Raw genomic sequence first — 18,800 nt, forward strand, 5'->3', positions numbered from 1 at the left:
AATAATGTCTAGAGTTTTGTTTTTAAATGTCCATCATTTTACCGGAATGTTCGAAGAAATGGAATCCAGTAGTTGATTTAGGTGGATTTGTAATAAATTGATAGATATTTTTTGCCGTATCATTTGGATTAGTTGGTGCTTGATTTCCACCCATATCCGTCTGCATCCAGCCTGGGTGAACAGACATAACATTAATCTGATCATCCTTCAACTCTCTAACTAGTTTTTCCGTTAACATATTTAATGCCACTTTCGATAAACCGTATGGATAATCGCCGGCATAAGCATTTGTAAGGCTACCCGCTTCTGAACTAATATTGATAATAGACTTTTCATTTCCTTTGCGTAATAACGGTAGGAAATGCTTAATAATTCTAATTGGACCTAGTGTATTAATATCAAAAGCTAGTAAACAATCTTCAATACTTAAATTCTCGATTAATTGATCGCGACCATTTAGAATTGCTGCATTATTAATAATGGCATCAATATAATCTATTTCTTTAGCAATTCGATCTCTTTCAGTAATGATAGCGGATTCATTTGTAACATCAAATTGTAACACATGAAGTTTATCAGGATATTTTGTCTGTAATCTATCAAGATCTTCATTCATTGATCGTGCTGTCGCAATCACATTATCTCCATTACTTAAAGCATGGTTAACAAGAGCTAGTCCTAGCCCTCGATTTGCTCCTGTAATTAATATATTCATCAAAATTACTCCTTATCGTTTTCTAATAGTTCGATCATCACTTTAAGTTGATCAAAAGTATCTAAGTATGCATAACGACCACCTGGATACTCACCTTTTTGGATTAACTTCATTCCTTTTTGCTCCATTAAAGTGATCTTCTCATTCATGCCCTCAATCGTAAATGCGATATGATGTGGGCCTTCTCCATTTGTATTTAACTCATCACGCCATGTACTTGGATTATGATCTGGTTCCATTAATTCAATTTGAAGTTGGCCAAAATCAAAAAATGCTTGTTTAGCTCTAGCTGGCATTGGTTCACCCTTGTAAACTGCTTGTGACTTTTCTAGAACATCTGTCATATAAATTTCTGGTTTTTCAACCCCGAAAAAGTCCGCATAAGCTTGAGCAGTTTTTTCTACGTCATGAACTAAAATTCCAATTTGTGTGATTAAATTTGTTCCTAGTAAATTTTTCATCATGTTTCCTCCATTTTAAATATATTCACTTACAATTATGTAAGGGGGCGACAATTTTTGCAATCAAAATTTATTTAGTAATGTTTTTTAATTGACGATATGATTCATATTGTTTATCTCGATCAAAGATATACGATACTGCCATAATCTCGTCTACATTATATTTATTTTGGAATTGAATCATTTTATTTCTCACTGTATCTTTACTGCCAACCCAACTTTCATTGGTCATTGATTCTACTGCTAATTTCTCTTGTGGTGTCCAAATTGCATCAATATCGTCTACTGGTGGTTGTAATGGTTGGGCAGCACCACGAATGACATTAAGGAAAAATTGCTGTGTTGTCGTAAATTCACGTTCTGCTGCTTGGTCATTTTCATCGATAACAACATTTAAGCAAATCATCACATACGGTTTATCTAAGTATGGTGAAGGCTTGAAATTTTCGCGATATAAAGAGATCGCATCTTCCATATGTCTTGGTGCAAAATGTGAAGCAAAAACATATGGTAAACCTAAATTAGCGGCTAATCTCGCTGAATCAGTTGATGAGCCTAAAATATATATAGGAACTTTTGTATCTACACCTGGAATTGCCTTTACATGGCCTTGTTGGGCGGCTGGACCAAAGTATGTTAATAACGATTGAACATCATTAGGGAATGTATATACTGTATCGTGACCTTTTGATCGTCTTAATGCACTCGCTGTAAGCATATCTGTCCCAGGAGCACGACCTAAGCCTAAATCAAGCCTTCCAGGATAGATTGTTTCCATTGTGCCAAATTGTTCAGCTACAACAAGCGGAGCATGATTGGGTAACATGACACCTCCTGCACCAATGCGAATGGATTCAGTATGTTCAAGGACATGCTTTATTAAAATAACTGTTGCTGAACTAACTAAATTTGGTGTGTTATGATGTTCAGAGATCCAAAAACGCTCATAGCCTAGTTTTTCTGTCTCTTTTGCAAGATCAACTACTGACTGAATGGCTTGTCGTTGATCCTCTCCTTGTCTGATTGGTGCTAAATCTAACACAGAAACAGGAATATTAATTTGCGTCATTATTTCACTTCCTTTTTTCTCTCATCTATAAGCTTATCACTTTTTCATTAAAGGGCTTAAGTATATGCTTACCTATTGTAATAAAAAAAACTAAAGAATGAAAATAATTAATTTCATTCTTTAGATATTTTATCTATCTAATTAGTGGATGATCCTCTGGTAAGTACCCTTCAATTTGGTAGGCTTGTTGCTCTTCAAGGAACACTTCGCTAATCATCAGAGAATGTTGTTTATATTGTTGTAGAATTTTTCCTTGATCTGCTGGTAGTGTAATCTGATATTTTCTCCAGATTTTCTTAATCAGTCTTTCTGTTTCAACTAAAATATCTTGGCGATCACTTTCGACTAATGCACTAACGACAATTGACGGTTTTAACATTGGGATAAAATCTCCCTCAATTTGATCCCTCTTGTTATAAATCGTCAACATTGGAATATGATCAGCATTTAATTCCTCTAACAACTCTAATACAGTCGCTTGCTGCTGGTCATGGTCTGGATGGGATGCATCAACTACATGAAATATTAAATCGGCTTCAGATACTTCTTCTAAAGTTGATTTAAAGGCGGCGATTAGTTCTGTTGGTAAGTCTTGCATAAAACCAACTGTGTCAGTGATGATAGCCGATAGGCCAGATGGTAATTTAAGCTTTCTTGACATTGGGTCAAGCGTTGCAAATAATTGATCCTCCTCAAAGCTATCACTATCTGTAAGTCGATTAAAAAGTGTTGATTTGCCTGCATTTGTGTAGCCGACGATAGCAATATTAAATGTATGGTTTAAGCGTCGTCTTTTTCGGTATTGCTCTCGTTGATTTACAACCGTTTGTAATCGACGTTTAATCTCATTAATACGACGATTAATATGTCGGCGATCAGATTCTAATTTCGTTTCACCGGGGCCACGTGTTCCAATTCCACCGGCTAATCGTGATAATGCCAAACCTTGGCCGTGTAATCTAGGTAATAAATATTGGTATTGCGCAAGCTCTACTTGCAGCTTACCTTCGTTTGAAGTTGCTCGACTTGCAAAGATATCTAAGATCAATTGACTTCGATCTATTACTGATACACCTGTTCGATTTTGAAGGTTTCGCATTTGTGAAGCTGATAGCTCATCATTTGCTATAATTAAATCAATTTCCTCTGATTCAATGATTAAATCAATTTCTTCTATTTTACCTTTACCTAAATATGTTGCTGGATGGGGTTGATTACGTTTTTGTGTTATAACGTCAACGACTTCCCCTCGTGCAGTTTTTGATAATGACTTTATTTCTTCCATTGAATAATGGAAGTGTAAATCGTCATCAGTTTGTCTTTGTACAGCAATGATTAAAATCTTTTCTGCCAATTGTACTCCCTCATTTCTAAACTTCCAATTACATATTGCTTATGTTGGTATATCTACTGCTGTTAATTGAATGAGTGCATTTACATCATATAATCTTTGTTGAATTAAACGTATCGATTGATTTCGTATCGTTTGTTCAATTATATTTCTTACATGTCTACCGTTACTAAAATTATCCATGTTAGTTTCGCGTAATTGTTTTGTAAACAAATTATATAGCTTATTTTCTGCTTCTTTTGTTAAGTTATAATCTCGATTTTTGACCATATTTTTGGCAATAGCTAATAATTGATCAGCATCGTAATCAGGAAAATCTATGATAAATGGAAAGCGTGAACGTAAACCGGGATTTGTTTCGAGAAATTCATCCATTTGTTCAGGGTACCCTGCTAAAATTAAAATAAACATTTCTTTTTGATTATCCATATGGGTGACTAACATATCAATTGCTTCCTTGCCAAAATCTTTCTCACCACCACGAGCCAATGAGTAGGCTTCATCGATAAATAATAATCCACCATGGGCTCGTTTAATTAATGCCTTAGTCTTATGTGCGGTTTGGCCAATATATTCGCCAACTAAATCTGAACGATCTGCTTCAATTATTTTTTCTTTCTCCAATATGCCTAATTCAGCGAACCACTTAGCAAGTAGACGTGCCACTGTTGTTTTACCAGTACCTGGATTACCTTTGAATAGCATATTTAGGCTCTGACGTTCGACTTTTAAATTAACCGCTTCTCTCCTTTTATTCATCTCAATGAGTGCATATATTTCTTTCATCTTATCATAAATAAAGTCTAGACCAATAAGATCAGCTAATACTTTTTCAATATGCGCAAATGGATTGTACTGATCATTTTGTATGAGTAAAATTATTGTGGGCGCAAAAATATATTAACCCCTTCACTAAGTGAAGGGGCCAGCAAGCGATAGCGCGGTAGGAAACAAAGCAAAAGTCATGAAAAAAGGGACACTCCTTGGTAAAATGATAGTCTACTAAAACACCATTACCGAAAGGAGAATCCCTCATGGAAAAGAATATCATAAAATACCCAAATTTAAAACAAATTGAGCAATTGGTTTGGAGACAATTACAAGAAACCTTTGGTTTCGTTATGAAACAGGTCTTGGAGGATATGGACCAACAGATTGCCGATGAACGTGATAAAAAGCGCTATCGTCTTATTGATAAAAGAAAGTTTAATATAGCTAGTCTCTTTGGTGAGATTGAATTATATCGCAATTATTACCTTGACCGATCAACTGGGGAATATGTCTATCTTCTTGATCGTTATCTAGAGTTTGAGGAGGCCGGTTCTTTTAGTCCATTGATTGAGGAAGCTGCCATTGAGCTAGCTGTTAAGGGTCGCTCCTATCGAAATGCAGCTAATACATTACAAACTCTATTAGGTTACCGGGTTATCAGTCATGAGGCAATTCGTCAACACCTATTAGAGGTTACGTGTAAACCTAAAAAGCGTGAACCTATACTCCAACCCGTCTTATTTGTAGAAGTAGATGGTTTATTTGTAAAACGCCAAGGTAAATGGAAAAAGGGAAAAGAAGAGAAAATAGCAGCTGTCCATCAAGGATGGGAAGTCAATGGAAAACGGGTTAGCCTTAAGAACAAACGTCATTTTATTCACAAAGGAAAGCAACCCTTTTGGGAGGCTTTTGAGGACTTTCTAATTGAAAACTTCGAATATGACCCGACTTTTCACAAGCTGGTTATAAATGGAGATGGTGCCAACTGGATTACATCCTGTCGTGAGTATTTTAAAGGTCGTGTATTCTTTTCTCTTGATCGCTTTCATGTGGCACGAGAGGTTAAGAGTATATTCAGCAAGCATCCTCGTTATCGGTCCATTCGTAAAGCCCTTGCGGCATACAAATACAAAACGTTCTTAACAGAGCTTAACAGTGCCGTAGGAACGCTTGAGGATGAGGAGAAGGAGGAACGACTTGTGTCGTTTATCCGCCAATTAGAAAAATATCCAGAAGCATTGGGAGATTATAGAATATGGTTAAAAGAACAGGGAATTGATACAACTGGTATGCGTCCAATGGGAAGCGCAGAGGGAACCATGAGTGTGTTTGCCAAAAGACTAAAAAATGGCCGTAGTTGGTCGGATAAAGGTGTAAGTGCCATGGGCACTGCATTAGTGGCCTTCTTGGATAATTTGTCCCTAAAGACTTTATTCGGGCGAATAGATAAATGGACAGAAATCGAGCTGGAAAAGAAACCACCAAGACATTATAAAGAAAAGGTTAAAAGAACCATTGGTCAGGTTACCAGAGACAATCTTATGTACCTAAAAGGAAAGGCAAATATTCCGATATACAACGTGTTAAAGGAGTTATCTGGTTTTTAAAAAAGGCAAAAACTTTATCAAGGGGTCACCTTAAAATGATGAATCCGCTTTCATTATTAACGTAGAAAAATTGCCTACAAATACTTGACTCAAACGATCATTTTCTTGTATTTGCTTTTGTTTCGTATCATGTAAAATAATATTAATTCGGTTAGCTCTTGATGTCATTTGATCGATCACTCTCCTTCATAATATATGTATACGCATGAAGAAGGAAATTTTTCGATTCAAAATCAGCTATAAATAGACAAAACAGGTGTAGAGTTATTTCTTTATCTACACCTGTTTTGTTATGAAACTATTAACCCCCAAAGAAAACTAACGTTTATTCAATGTCTAAAGTAACATTTTTAGACGGGGAAAATGTAGAGATTGCATGTTTAAAAATCAGTTGTTGCTTTCCATCAGATTCGACTAAAACGGTAAAGTTATCAAAGCCTTTAATTAGTCCTCTTAATTGGAAACCATTCGTCAAAATGACAGTCACCTGAATATAATCTTTTCTTAATGCATTTAAATATTGATCTTGAATATTTACTGATTGAGCCATTGTATTTCCTCCTCTTTTCTCTCTATATATTATTAATTCTCTATATTTTCAAAAATTCCTGCTAAATCAGCTGAAATTTTTTCAAAAACTAATTCTTGATTGTCAGGAGTGATAGAATACCAATCTACATTTAGTTTATTACGAAACCAAGTATACTGTCTTTTTGCATAACGACGTGAATTTCTTTTTAATATTTCGATTGCTTCTTCTAAGCTACATTCACCTTCAAAGAAAGGAATCAATTCTTTATAGCCAATTGCTTTCATAGATTGAGCATCTCTTAATCCATTATCATAGAAAAAGCGCGCTTCGTCAATTAATCCCTTTTGTACCATTAAATCGACACGCTGATTAATTCTAGGATATAATAATGTACGCTCCATATTCAAGCCAATAATGGTTGAATCGTAGCGTGGGATTTTAGGTTGATTCACATGTAACTCTGTCATTGTATGGCCTGTCCGATCAATTACCTCTAAAGCTCGAATAACGCGTTGGACATTATTCGGATGTATTTGACTTGCTTGGATTGGATCAAGCGACTGTAATCTTTGGTATACTTTTTCGATACCAAATTGCTCAATTTCTTGCTCAATTTTTGCTTGATATGAAAGGTCTCTTTTTTGGTCGGAAAATTGATAATCATACAATACTGCATTTATATATAGTCCAGTGCCACCGATAATAATCGGTAACTTCCCTCGCCGATTAATTTCAGCAATATGAGTTTGGACACTCTCTTGAAATTCTGCAACTGAAAATGACTCACTTGGATCTTTAATATCAATCATATGGTGTGGAATATTTTCTTTTTCTTCCTCTGTCACTTTTGCTGTACCAATATCCATCCCTCGGTAAATTTGCATCGAGTCTCCACTAATAATTTCACCATTAAACTGCTTTGCTAAATATATACTCAGTGCAGTCTTACCAACGGCTGTTGGTCCAACAATGACAAGAACACGATCTTGCGCTAATTTCTCTTTCATTTACATCACCCGCTTAAACAGCTTCTCCATCTCATAACTTGAAAAATGGATAATAATTGGTCGACCATGAGGACATGTGAATGGATCTTCTGTCCCTCGTAAATCTTCTAGTAATTTAAACATATCATCTTTATTTAAATGATGATTGGCTTTAATCGACCGTTTACATGACATTAAGATTGCCGCTTCTTCTCTTAATTTACTAATATTTATTTGACCATCTCGAATGATCTGATCAACCATATCTCTAATTATTTCTTCCTCTTCTCCAACTGGAAACCATGTTGGATGTGAACGAATAAGATAAGTTGATTGTCCAAAATGCTCAAAATATAGGCCGACATATTCTAATTCTGCCTGATACTGCTCAATGACTAACGCTTCTTGCTGAGAGAAATCAAATGTTAATGGAACGAGTAATTGTTGAAGCTCACGATCTACTTCACCTATCTTATCTCGAAAATACTCGTATTTAATTCGTTCTTGCGCAGCATGCTGATCGATTAAATACAAGCCCTGTTCATTTTCAGCAATAATATACGTACCATGATGCTGGCCAATTGGATACATCACTGGTACACGGTTAATCGGTTTTTCTAGCGGTGTATCAATATCTACTTCAACCTGTTGTGTAGTTTCAGTTAAGTCATAGTTTTGATAGTCTTCATTTGCTTGGTTTGACTCTGGTTCGCTTATTGGTTCAGGATCTAGTGATTCTAGCTTTTGAGGAACAGTTTGAGTCGCTGAATCGTCCTGTATTGTTGTTTTTCTATGTTCAAATTGGAAACTTTCTTGTTCAGTTCGCGTATGTTTTGGTGTATTTAACGACACTCTTGGGATTAACGTTTCCTTGCGAAATACTTCTCGAACAGTTTCTTCAATTGCTTGATACAATTCTCTTTCTTTACTAAATCGAACTTCTAGTTTCGCTGGGTGTACATTGACATCTACTAGTATCGGGTCCATCTCGATTTGTAAAACGACGATCGGACTCTTACCAATTGGTAATAACGTATGATAGCCTTTAAGGATGGCATGATTTAGCGGGATACTTCGAATATATCGCCCGTTAATAATTGTTGACATATAATTTCGTGATGATCGAGTCACTTCAGGTTTAGATATATAGCCGGTTATCTGATAATCAAGTGTTTTGCATTCAATTTTTAGCATCTTTTTAGCTACTGACACCCCGTATATTTGGGCGATGATTTGAATTAAATCTCCACGACCATTTGATTGAAATAATTGTTTATCATTATGATAAAGCTCAAATCTAATGTGTGGATTAGCAAGACTAAGACGATTCATAACATCGGTTATATGCCCTAATTCAGTATGAATTGTTTTCATATGTTTTAAACGTGCAGGCGTATTATAAAATAAGTGCTCTACTGAGATTTCTGTGCCTTGTCGGGCATCTGTACGATCTTTCTCAACTATTTTCCCACCGTCTAGAATCAATTGTGTACCTGCTTCTTCACCAGTTGATGTTTTTATCGTTAATCTGCTTACTGCTGCAATTGAAGCAAGAGCCTCTCCTCTAAAACCTAATGTTTTAACATGAAACAGATCATTTTCTGAGCGGATTTTACTTGTGGCATGTCGTAAAAAAGCACGCTCGCAATCGTCAGCAGACATACCTGAACCATTGTCTGTTATTTTAATTTTTCGCAGTCCCGCTTCTTCCACTTCAACTTTAATCGTTGTACTACCAGCATCAATACTATTTTCAACGAGTTCTTTCACTACCGATGCTGGTCGTTCAACTACTTCTCCTGCTGCAATTTTATTTGCTAAAATATCAGGCATCGTATAAATTTTCACGATTTAGTCCTCCTTATTTAGCAGCTGTTGTAATCGATAAAGTTCATTTAACGCTTCAATTGGTGTTAATTCCATAATGTTAATTGATTTAAGCTTCTTCTCAACCGCTGATTGTTCTATTGGGCGTTCTTGTTCAACGGCCTCATTGACAAAAAAGCTTAACTGATCTGATTGACTCGTATTTATTTCCGATTGTTTATTTTGTTCTAGTTGTTCCAAAATAACATTCGCTCTTTCAATTAAGACATCTGGTAATTCTGCTAATTTAGCGACATGTATACCGTAGCTCTTATCTGCTGGACCTTTTCTTATTTGGTGTAAAAACACAACACGGCCTTCAAATTCCTCAGCGCGAACATGAACATTTTTCAACCTTGTTAATTGCTCAGATAGACTCGTTAATTCATGATAGTGAGTAGAGAATAATGTTTTAGCACCAATATGATCATGGACATATTCCATAATTGCTTGTGCTATCGCCATACCATCATAAGTGCTTGTCCCACGTCCAATTTCATCTAACAAAATTAAACTGTTCTTTGTTGCATAAGTTAATGCGTGTTTTGCTTCTAACATTTCTACCATGAATGTACTCTGTCCACCAACTAAATCATCTGATGCACCAATTCGAGTAAATATTTTATCAAAAATCGGTAATACCGCTTTATCTGCTGGGACAAAACAGCCGATTTGGGCCATAATCACAATTAAAGCGACCTGTCGCATATACGTACTCTTTCCTGACATGTTAGGTCCTGTAATAAGTAATATTTGATTGTCTTGATCTAAATAGACATCGTTTGGAACGTATGTTGTATCATTCATGACTTTTTCAACGACAGGGTGTCTTCCTTTAATAATTTCAACTTTACCGTCAGTTGTTAATTGTGGTCGACAGTAGCCTTGCTGCTCACTAATCGTAGCAAAGCTTTGAAATACATCTAATTGACTAATCTGATCAGCTAGCTTTTGTAAGCGTGGAATATATTCAAGTACCTGTTCTCGCAATTTAAGGAATAATTGATACTCAAGTTCGATACTTTTTTCTTCTGCTGACAAAATTAAGTTTTCTTTTTCTTTTAGCTCTGGGGTAATAAAGCGCTCTGCATTTGACAATGTTTGCTTACGCTCATATTTCCCTTCAGGTAAAAGATGTAGATTTGCTTTAGTTACTTCAATGTAATAGCCAAAGATTCTGTTATAACCAATTTTTAATGATTTAATTCCGGTTGCTTCTTTTTCTTGATTTTCTAGCTCTGCGATCCACTGTTTACCATTTCTCGACGCATCTCGATACTTATCTAATTCTTCATTAAATCCATCGCGAATAATGTTACCTTCTTTAATCGTTAATGGTGGATCATCTGCTAGACTCTTCTCGAGCAATAGCTTTAAATCAGTAATCGGATCGAGAGCTTGACTTAGATTGACTATTTCTATCTCTGAAAATTTTGCTAATACCTCTTTAATTGCTGGTACCTTTGTTAAAGAGATTTTTAATTGTAAGAGATCACGTGCATTAACATTTCCAAATGCAACCCTTCCACATAATCGCTCTAAGTCATAGATAGATTTTAAGTGCTCACGTAATTCTTCTCGTTGAATGTAATCTGCCATTAAACCATCTACAAATTGATAGCGTTTTTCGATCGCTGACTGATTTAAGAGAGGACGTTCTAAGAATGACTTTAACTTTCTTGCGCCCATTGCGGTTACAGTTTGATCAAGCACCCATAATAAACTACCCTTTTTAGTTTTTTTAATAATCGTTTCTGTTAGCTCTAGGTTACGTTTTGAGTACATATCAAGACCAAGATATTGATGAAGTTCAATAACTTTTAGCGGTTTAATATGATCTAGTGCTCTTTTTTGTGTCATTTCTAAGTAGCTAATGAGTTGACTGAAGCCCGTTATGATCTGTTTACTATCGATTCGTTCAACTAAATGGTCATATGACGCTTTTAATTCTGTTTGCTCTCCATATGAAATGGTGATATTTAAACGATCAATCAAACTTTGTCTTTTTAATTCTGGTAATTGAGGTGAAATAATGACTTCTTTTACTGGACGATTATATAACTCATTTAATACTTGAGCCCAACCTGTCGTAACAAGCGCACCACTCGTCTCACCAGTTGATAAATCAATGTAGACTATTGAATATGTATCTTCATCAAAATTAGCTAAACTAGCTAAATAATTATTTTCTTTCTCATCTAGCATAACACCGTCCATCACTGTTCCTGGCGTAATTAACTGAACAACTTCTCTTTTGACGACGCCTTTAGCCTCTTTTGGATCTTCTACTTGCTCACAGATAGCAACTTTATAGCCTTTTTCCACTAAATTTTTAATGTAATTTGTTGCAGAATGGTGTGGGACGCCGCACATTGGAATCCGTTCTTTCCCACCACCATCACGACTAGTCAATGTAATCTCTAATTCTCGAGCTGCTTTAACGGCATCATCGAAGAATAATTCGTAAAAATCTCCCAATCTAAAAAACAGAAAACTGTCTTTGTGCTGTGCTTTAATTTTTAAATATTGCTCAATCATCGGCGTATATTTAGTCATAAACAAATACTCCTTAAACTTACTATAATGAATGATTGAAAAATCAATCCGTAAGCGTTTATTATTTCATGTAGCCTTATTATTATAACATAGAGACCGTGAGGGGATAAAATCATTCAAAAAAATAGTTTGAGTCAAGTATTTGTAGGCAATTTTTTCTACGTTAATAATGAAAGCGGATTCATCATTTTAAGGTGACCCCTTGATAAAGTTTTTGCCTTTTTTAAAAACCAGATAACTCCTTTAACACGTTGTATATCGGAATATTTGCCTTTCCTTTTAGGTACATAAGATTGTCTCTGGTAACCTGACCAATGGTTCTTTTAACCTTTTCTTTATAATGTCTTGGTGGTTTCTTTTCCAGCTCGATTTCTGTCCATTTATCTATTCGCCCGAATAAAGTCTTTAGGGACAAATTATCCAAGAAGGCCACTAATGCAGTGCCCATGGCACTTACACCTTTATCCGACCAACTACGGCCATTTTTTAGTCTTTTGGCAAACACACTCATGGTTCCCTCTGCGCTTCCCATTGGACGCATACCAGTTGTATCAATTCCCTGTTCTTTTAACCATATTCTATAATCTCCCAATGCTTCTGGATATTTTTCTAATTGGCGGATAAACGACACAAGTCGTTCCTCCTTCTCCTCATCCTCAAGCGTTCCTACGGCACTGTTAAGCTCTGTTAAGAACGTTTTGTATTTGTATGCCGCAAGGGCTTTACGAATGGACCGATAACGAGGATGCTTACTGAATATACTCTTAACCTCTCGTGCCACATGAAAGCGATCAAGAGAAAAGAATACACGACCTTTAAAATACTCACGACAGGATGTAATCCAGTTGGCACCATCTCCATTTATAACCAGCTTGTGAAAAGTCGGGTCATATTCGAAGTTTTCAATTAGAAAGTCCTCAAAAGCCTCCCAAAAGGGTTGCTTTCCTTTGTGAATAAAATGACGTTTGTTCTTAAGGCTAACCCGTTTTCCATTGACTTCCCATCCTTGATGGACAGCTGCTATTTTCTCTTCTTTTCCCTTTTTCCATTTACCTTGGCGTTTTACAAATAAACCATCTACTTCTACAAATAAGACGGGTTGGAGTATAGGTTCACGCTTTTTAGGTTTACACGTAACCTCTAATAGGTGTTGACGAATTGCCTCATGACTGATAACCCGGTAACCTAATAGAGTTTGTAATGTATTAGCTGCATTTCGATAGGAGCGACCCTTAACAGCTAGCTCAATGGCAGCTTCCTCAATCAATGGACTAAAAGAACCGGCCTCCTCAAACTCTAGATAACGATCAAGAAGATAGACATATTCCCCAGTTGATCGGTCAAGGTAATAATTGCGATATAATTCAATCTCACCAAAGAGACTAGCTATATTAAACTTTCTTTTATCAATAAGACGATAGCGCTTTTTATCACGTTCATCGGCAATCTGTTGGTCCATATCCTCCAAGACCTGTTTCATAACGAAACCAAAGGTTTCTTGTAATTGTCTCCAAACCAATTGCTCAATTTGTTTTAAATTTGGGTATTTTATGATATTCTTTTCCATGAGGGATTCTCCTTTCGGTAATGGTGTTTTAGTCGACTATCATTTTACCAAGGAGTGTCCCTTTTTTCATGACTTTTGCTTTGTTTCCTACCGCGCTATCGCTTGCTGGCCCCTTCACTTAGTGAAGGGGTTAATATATTTTTGCGCCCACAATAATTTTACTCATACAAAAAAATAAAGCGTACAGTGTAACTGTACGCTTACAACTACTATCATTCTAATTCTGGGTCTAAATTGATTAACTCTTCATCAGTTAATTCATCAATCCAATCGTCATCGTCACTACCAAGTGTTGCTGTTGGATCAACCCGAACAGATACTTTAGTATCACCGATAACTTCTACTAAGAATTCGCGTTCAACTTCTGTTTTAATTTTATTTGTGGCTTTGTCGATTGTGCATGATGTAGATTTTGGCTGTTGCAATACTTTTGCATAGACATCAACTTTATTTCCAACTGTTTGCTTATCTCTTGCTGATAAATCAATCACGTCTGTATAAGTGACTCGTTCTGTGACAACTTCTGTTTTTGTATGGTCATTGTATGAATACCAAACATTAATATCGTAGCTACCATTAACTTCTACCTTGTCTTCACCTTTACGTTTAGCATTATATAAATGATTAATGATCCAGCAGCCCAAAATACTTGATGGTTGATGTGTTGGATTTACAATATGTGTATCTTCGTTAAACTTACGACCTTTACCAATTACCGCTTTGGTAATTATTTCACGATAGTCTTGATCCAAAAATGACATATTTTTTTAACCTCCATTCTTGATACTTTAGCTTATGCATGATGGCTAGGCGAAGTGACTCGCATCACCTAATTCATCCTATGCATTTGCCTAAGATGTGCTACAAAACTGGAGGTAAAAAATAAAAAAACTATTGTATTTATTATAAACTATTCAATCGCTCTAAACTTTTCATTCACTTTGACATCGATATTTGACATTAACGTTTGTAATAGGTCATTGACGACAACTTGAGTTGATTTAAACTCATCGACGATAGGAATTGCATCAATTTCAGCTTGAATAGCATCAATCTTCTGATCTATTTCCTTCACCGCATTAACTTTCCCATAAGCTTGTAAGTTAACTGCTTGTTTTTGTAGTTTTTTAATCTCTTCAATGAGGTCTTTTACTTTTTGATTCTCATTTAATCTTGCTTCTAGTGCTTTATATCGTTCAACCTCTTCTAATTGATCTAATCGATTTGTAATTTCTTCTACTTTATTTAAGATTTCTTCTTTTGAATAAGCCATGATATCTTACACCTCAACTGTATATTTATCATCAAATTGTTTTGATTTGATATGATTAAGTTCTGTTTTTAGTTTAACATGATTACAAACTTTATGGAGTAGAAATTAAAGATATTATTTGATTCTAGGAAATTTGTTAATAAAATTTTGCCTAGTAATTTTTTCTACAATACTTTTACTATAATGTTCAGTTAAGTAGCTTTTAATACGATGAAATCCTAAAACATTTTCTAGTCCGACAATTGTATTTGTAATACCATCAAAATCAGAACCGAAGCAAAGCTGATCTGAGGCACCCATCTCAATAAAATAATCAATATGACGTATTAAATCAGGTATTGTAACGATATCTGCTTCTTTCGTAAATTCAGGGACAAATGTGACACCAATAAGTCCATCCCGGTCGATGATTGATTTGATCTGATGATCAGTTAAATTACGTGGATGTGGACAAATATGAGCAGCATTGCTGTGAGATGCAATAACATGATCAGCCTGTTCAATGACATCATAAAATCCTTGGACAGATAGATGAGATACATCAGTCCAAATCATTTCTTCATTTAACAGTTGAATAACATCTTCACCAAATCGAGACACGCCTTTATTGTTATGGCTTGTGATACTATCAGCAACAGCGTTACTATTATTCCATGTAAGACCGACAATACGTACACCTTCATCAATTAGTCGTATAAGCTTATTTATATCATTACCAATCGGATGACAACCTTCTAGAGTTAAAATCGCACCTAATTGATTCTCTTCTAAGTTTTCTATATCAGATTTTGATTGAATGGGAATAATATCAGGATTAGGGTAAATAATTTTTTCATAAAAAATTTCTACCATCTTCAGTGCTACATTAAATTGTTGATTGGCGGGGACATTATCGGGGACAAAGGTTGAGAAGGCTTGTATTTTGACTGGACTATTTCTCCATTTAGTTAAATCAAATTGAAGATTATCGCTAAAATTAACATCATAGTTATGAAGCCACAATTGATAAAGTAAATCACAGTGAGCATCTATCATAACTAACACCCCCAATTAATTTTTCAATCTATATATCAACATAAATCAGTGTGGGGATGACCTCCACCACACTGATTTATCTCACTTTATCTCGGTTCAACTATTAGCTTGATTGCAGTCCGTTCTTCGTTATCAATCTTAATATCTGTAAAAGCTGGGATACAAACTAAATCAACACCACTCGGTGCTACAAAGCCACGAGCAATGGCAACTGCTTTTACAGATTGATTGAGCGCCCCTGCACCAATTGCCTGAATTTCTGCCGTACCTCTTTCCCGTAATACATTCGCTAACGCACCTGCTACTGAATTTGGATTTGATTTTGATGACACTTTTAATACGTCCATCTTTGCTACCTCCCATTAGTTTCTTAAGTTCCTACCACTTTTACTATATTCGTGATATTTTCTGATATGCTAAGATCAAATAATTTGGCCTTAAAAAAACTAAAATTCCAGTATTCAGTTAGCTAATAATGTTTACTCGAAAAATGGTTGGTCATCGGAAATTAAGATTCGCTCGATTTTCGTTGCCTTACCCGTTTTGTTATCAATATCAATAACAACACCACTCAATTGAGCTTTACCTTTTTTAATTGCTTCAAATCTGACTGGCATCTGTGTTAAAAAGCGTTTAATAACTGCGTCTCGATCAGTTCCGATAATCCCATCATATGGGCCAGTCATTCCTACATCTGTTATATATGCCGTTCCATTGTCTAAAATACGGTTATCCGCGGTTTGCACGTGTGTATGCGTACCAACTAATGCACTAATTTTCCCATCAAGATACCAGGCAAGTGCTAATTTTTCACTTGTTGCTTCTGCATGAAAGTCAATAAAAATAATTGGTGTTCTCTTTCTAATCTCATCAATTAATTGATCTGCGTAGCGAAACGGATCATCAATTGCCGGTAAAAAAGTACGCCCTTGTAAATTGACAATCGCTACTTCCGTTCCGTTAACATTGACAAACCCATAACCTTTTCCTGGTGTACCTTCTGGATAGTTGGCCGGTCTTATCAGTTTATCTGTATCATCAATAAAATCAAAAATATCCTTTTTATCGAATGTGTGATTCCCCATTGTGATAAAATCTGCACCATAGTTAAGTAATTGCTTATAGATTTTTTCAGTAATCCCTTTACCAGCTGCTGCATTTTCTCCATTCACAATGGTAAGTTGAGGCTGATATTTTTGTTTTAATTTCGGTAAATAGGACTCAAGCTGTTCTCTTCCTAGAGAACCAACAATGTCACCGATAAATAAAATTCTCATAAATTTACTCCTTCATCATAAAATTCACAAATTCTCGCATTTATATATTCCTTATAAAATTTAGTGTTGCACAATGATCAAAACTTGTCAAAAAGAAACAGGGTGCCGTCAATTTTAACGGTCACCCTGATTCTATTAACACATTAGTTATTTTGCATATTCAACTGCGCGAGTCTCTCGAATTACAGTTACTTTGATATGTCCAGGGAAATTTAATTCATCTTCTATTCGCTTACGAATATCTCGTGAAATACGAATAGCTTCTAAATCATCAATCTCATCTGGTTTAACCATGATTCGGACTTCACGACCAGCTTGAATGGCAAATGACTTTTCTACACCATCATAGGATTCAGAAATTTCTTCTAACTTTTCAAGTCGTTTAATGTAATTTTCTAACGTTTCACTTCTTGCACCTGGTCTTGCAGCGGATAAAGCATCAGCAGCAGCTACTAAAACGGCAATGATAGAAGTAGGCTCCTCATCACCATGGTGTGAGGCAATTGCGTTTACAATAACATCTTTCTCTTTATATTTAATCGCAAGTTCTTTACCTATTTCAACGTGGCTACCTTCAACTTCATGATCAATTGCTTTACCAATATCATGTAGTAGTCCAGCACGTTTAGCTAATGTCACGTCTTCTCCTAATTCAGCAGCTAATATTCCAGTTAGATGAGCCACTTCGATTGAATGATTCAATACGTTTTGGCCATAGCTTGTACGATATTTCAGACGACCTAGAATCTTAATTAAGTCAGGATGTAGACCGTGTACCCCAACCTCAAAGGTTGTCTCTTCACCAACCTCACGGATGTAATCATCGACTTCACGTCTTGATTTCTCAACCATTTCCTCGATTCGAGCTGGGTGAATCCGGCCATCTTGAACTAATTTCTCTAAAGCAATTCTTGCAATTTCTCGTCGAACTGGGTCAAAACCTGATAAAATTACAGCTTCCGGTGTATCATCAATAATTAAATCTATTCCTGTCAATGTTTCTAAAGTCCGAATATTTCGACCTTCACGACCAATAATTCGGCCTTTCATTTCATCATTAGGGAGATTAACTACAGATACAGTTGTTTCTGCGACATGATCAGCCGCACAACGCTGCATCGCATATGATAAAATATCCTTTGCTCTCTTATCAGCTTCTTCTTTTGTACGATTTTCTGCTTCTTTAATAATTAGAGCTGATTCATGATTGACTTCTTTTTGTACACGTTCTAATATAATTTGCTTTGCTTGCTCCGATGTGTAACCAGAAATGCGCTCCAGTTCAGCCTGTTGTTCAGCCAACAAAGCTTCTACTTTGCCTTCCATTTCTTCAATTTGTTGTTGTTTTTCTGCTAGAGCTAGTTCTCTCATTTCTTGCATACGCTCACGTTTAACCAACGTTTCATCTTTACGATCAAGGTTTTCTTCTCTTTGCAGGAGTCTGTTTTCTTGTTTTTGTTGCTCTGCACGTCGTTCACGTAGTTCTTCTTCTGCTTGCTGTCGAAGTCTATGATTTTCATCTTTCGCTTCTAATAAGGCTTCTTTCTTAGCAACCTCAGCATTCCGACGCCCTTCGGCTACAATTTGTTTTGCCAGCTCTTCTGCACTAGAAATCTTTTTCTCTGCAATTGATTTACGAATTAGATAGCCAACAACAATACCGACGATTAGGATAGCTAAACTGGAGATGATGATAACGAAAATATCCACATAATTCATGGTTTCACCTCCTCT

18 protein-coding genes are annotated in these 18,800 nt (G+C 35.8%); 1 reads left to right on the forward strand and 17 read right to left on the reverse strand.

What is annotated here, in order from left to right; translation table 11 throughout:
* Nucleotides 1-22: 22 nt before the first annotated feature.
* The 5 genes from AXY_RS07260 to AXY_RS07280 form a co-directional block, all read right to left on the reverse strand.
* Nucleotides 23-715, reverse strand: a complete 693-nt coding sequence (locus AXY_RS07260; protein WP_015010152.1) for an SDR family oxidoreductase — start codon at nt 713-715, stop codon at nt 23-25.
* A 5-nt stretch (nt 716-720) separates the two neighbouring features.
* On the reverse strand, nt 721-1,179 hold the full coding sequence (locus AXY_RS07265; protein ID WP_015010153.1) for a VOC family protein: 459 nt from the start codon (nt 1,177-1,179) through the stop codon (nt 721-723).
* A 67-nt stretch (nt 1,180-1,246) separates the two neighbouring features.
* A complete protein-coding gene (locus AXY_RS07270) occupies nt 1,247-2,245 on the reverse strand; it encodes an LLM class flavin-dependent oxidoreductase (protein WP_015010154.1) in 999 nt (332 codons plus the stop codon).
* Between the two features lie 133 nt (nt 2,246-2,378).
* Entirely contained in the window at nt 2,379-3,599 is a 1,221-nt protein-coding gene (hflX, locus tag AXY_RS07275) for a GTPase HflX (RefSeq protein ID WP_015010155.1), read from the reverse strand.
* 39 nt (nt 3,600-3,638) lie between these two features.
* A complete protein-coding gene (locus AXY_RS07280) occupies nt 3,639-4,382 on the reverse strand; it encodes an AAA family ATPase (protein ID WP_015010156.1) in 744 nt (247 codons plus the stop codon).
* 248 nt (nt 4,383-4,630) lie between these two features.
* Between AXY_RS07280 and AXY_RS07285 the strand changes: the two genes are divergently transcribed.
* Nucleotides 4,631-5,974, forward strand: a complete 1,344-nt coding sequence (locus tag AXY_RS07285) for an ISLre2 family transposase (protein ID WP_015009875.1) — start codon at nt 4,631-4,633, stop codon at nt 5,972-5,974.
* A gap of 30 nt (nt 5,975-6,004) precedes the next feature.
* On the opposite strand, the gene AXY_RS12790 is transcribed toward AXY_RS07285, so the two are convergent.
* The 12 genes from AXY_RS12790 to rny all read right to left on the reverse strand — a co-directional run bounded on the left by AXY_RS12790 (nt 6,005) and on the right by rny (nt 18,785).
* Entirely contained in the window at nt 6,005-6,142 is a 138-nt protein-coding gene (locus AXY_RS12790) for a hypothetical protein (protein WP_155835481.1), read from the reverse strand.
* Between the two features lie 157 nt (nt 6,143-6,299).
* Nucleotides 6,300-6,524: an RNA chaperone Hfq gene (gene hfq / locus AXY_RS07290; protein ID WP_015010157.1), complete on the reverse strand. Its 225-nt coding sequence runs from the start codon at nt 6,522-6,524 to the stop codon at nt 6,300-6,302.
* A 32-nt stretch (nt 6,525-6,556) separates the two neighbouring features.
* The gene (miaA, locus tag AXY_RS07295) at nt 6,557-7,513 is read right to left on the reverse strand and encodes a tRNA (adenosine(37)-N6)-dimethylallyltransferase MiaA (protein WP_015010158.1); all 957 of its coding nucleotides are present in this window, start codon (nt 7,511-7,513) and stop codon (nt 6,557-6,559) included.
* A complete protein-coding gene (mutL, locus tag AXY_RS07300; RefSeq protein WP_015010159.1) occupies nt 7,514-9,340 on the reverse strand; it encodes a DNA mismatch repair endonuclease MutL in 1,827 nt (608 codons plus the stop codon).
* A 3-nt stretch (nt 9,341-9,343) separates the two neighbouring features.
* Nucleotides 9,344-11,914, reverse strand: a complete 2,571-nt coding sequence (gene mutS, locus AXY_RS07305; protein ID WP_015010160.1) for a DNA mismatch repair protein MutS — start codon at nt 11,912-11,914, stop codon at nt 9,344-9,346.
* Between the two features lie 223 nt (nt 11,915-12,137).
* Nucleotides 12,138-13,481 (reverse strand): ISLre2 family transposase, encoded by a 1,344-nt coding sequence (locus AXY_RS07310; RefSeq protein ID WP_015009875.1) that lies wholly within the window; start codon nt 13,479-13,481, stop codon nt 12,138-12,140.
* A 212-nt stretch (nt 13,482-13,693) separates the two neighbouring features.
* Nucleotides 13,694-14,242 (reverse strand): outer spore coat protein CotE, encoded by a 549-nt coding sequence (locus AXY_RS07315; protein ID WP_015010161.1) that lies wholly within the window; start codon nt 14,240-14,242, stop codon nt 13,694-13,696.
* 149 nt (nt 14,243-14,391) lie between these two features.
* Nucleotides 14,392-14,754: a RicAFT regulatory complex protein RicA family protein gene (locus tag AXY_RS07320; protein WP_015010162.1), complete on the reverse strand. Its 363-nt coding sequence runs from the start codon at nt 14,752-14,754 to the stop codon at nt 14,392-14,394.
* Nucleotides 14,755-14,868: 114 nt separating this feature from the next.
* Nucleotides 14,869-15,789: a dipeptidase gene (locus AXY_RS07325; protein ID WP_015010163.1), complete on the reverse strand. Its 921-nt coding sequence runs from the start codon at nt 15,787-15,789 to the stop codon at nt 14,869-14,871.
* 86 nt (nt 15,790-15,875) lie between these two features.
* The gene (locus tag AXY_RS07330; RefSeq protein ID WP_015010164.1) at nt 15,876-16,136 is read right to left on the reverse strand and encodes a stage V sporulation protein S; all 261 of its coding nucleotides are present in this window, start codon (nt 16,134-16,136) and stop codon (nt 15,876-15,878) included.
* A gap of 132 nt (nt 16,137-16,268) precedes the next feature.
* The gene (locus AXY_RS07335; RefSeq protein WP_015010165.1) at nt 16,269-17,066 is read right to left on the reverse strand and encodes a TIGR00282 family metallophosphoesterase; all 798 of its coding nucleotides are present in this window, start codon (nt 17,064-17,066) and stop codon (nt 16,269-16,271) included.
* A gap of 147 nt (nt 17,067-17,213) precedes the next feature.
* Complete coding sequence (gene rny, locus AXY_RS07340; RefSeq protein ID WP_015010166.1) at nt 17,214-18,785, reverse strand: ribonuclease Y; 1,572 nt, start codon at nt 18,783-18,785, stop codon at nt 17,214-17,216.
* Nucleotides 18,786-18,800 lie beyond the last annotated feature (15 nt).

It is taken from the genome of Amphibacillus xylanus NBRC 15112, from assembly GCF_000307165.1.
In the GTDB taxonomy this organism is placed as follows: domain Bacteria; phylum Bacillota; class Bacilli; order Bacillales; family Amphibacillaceae; genus Amphibacillus; species Amphibacillus xylanus.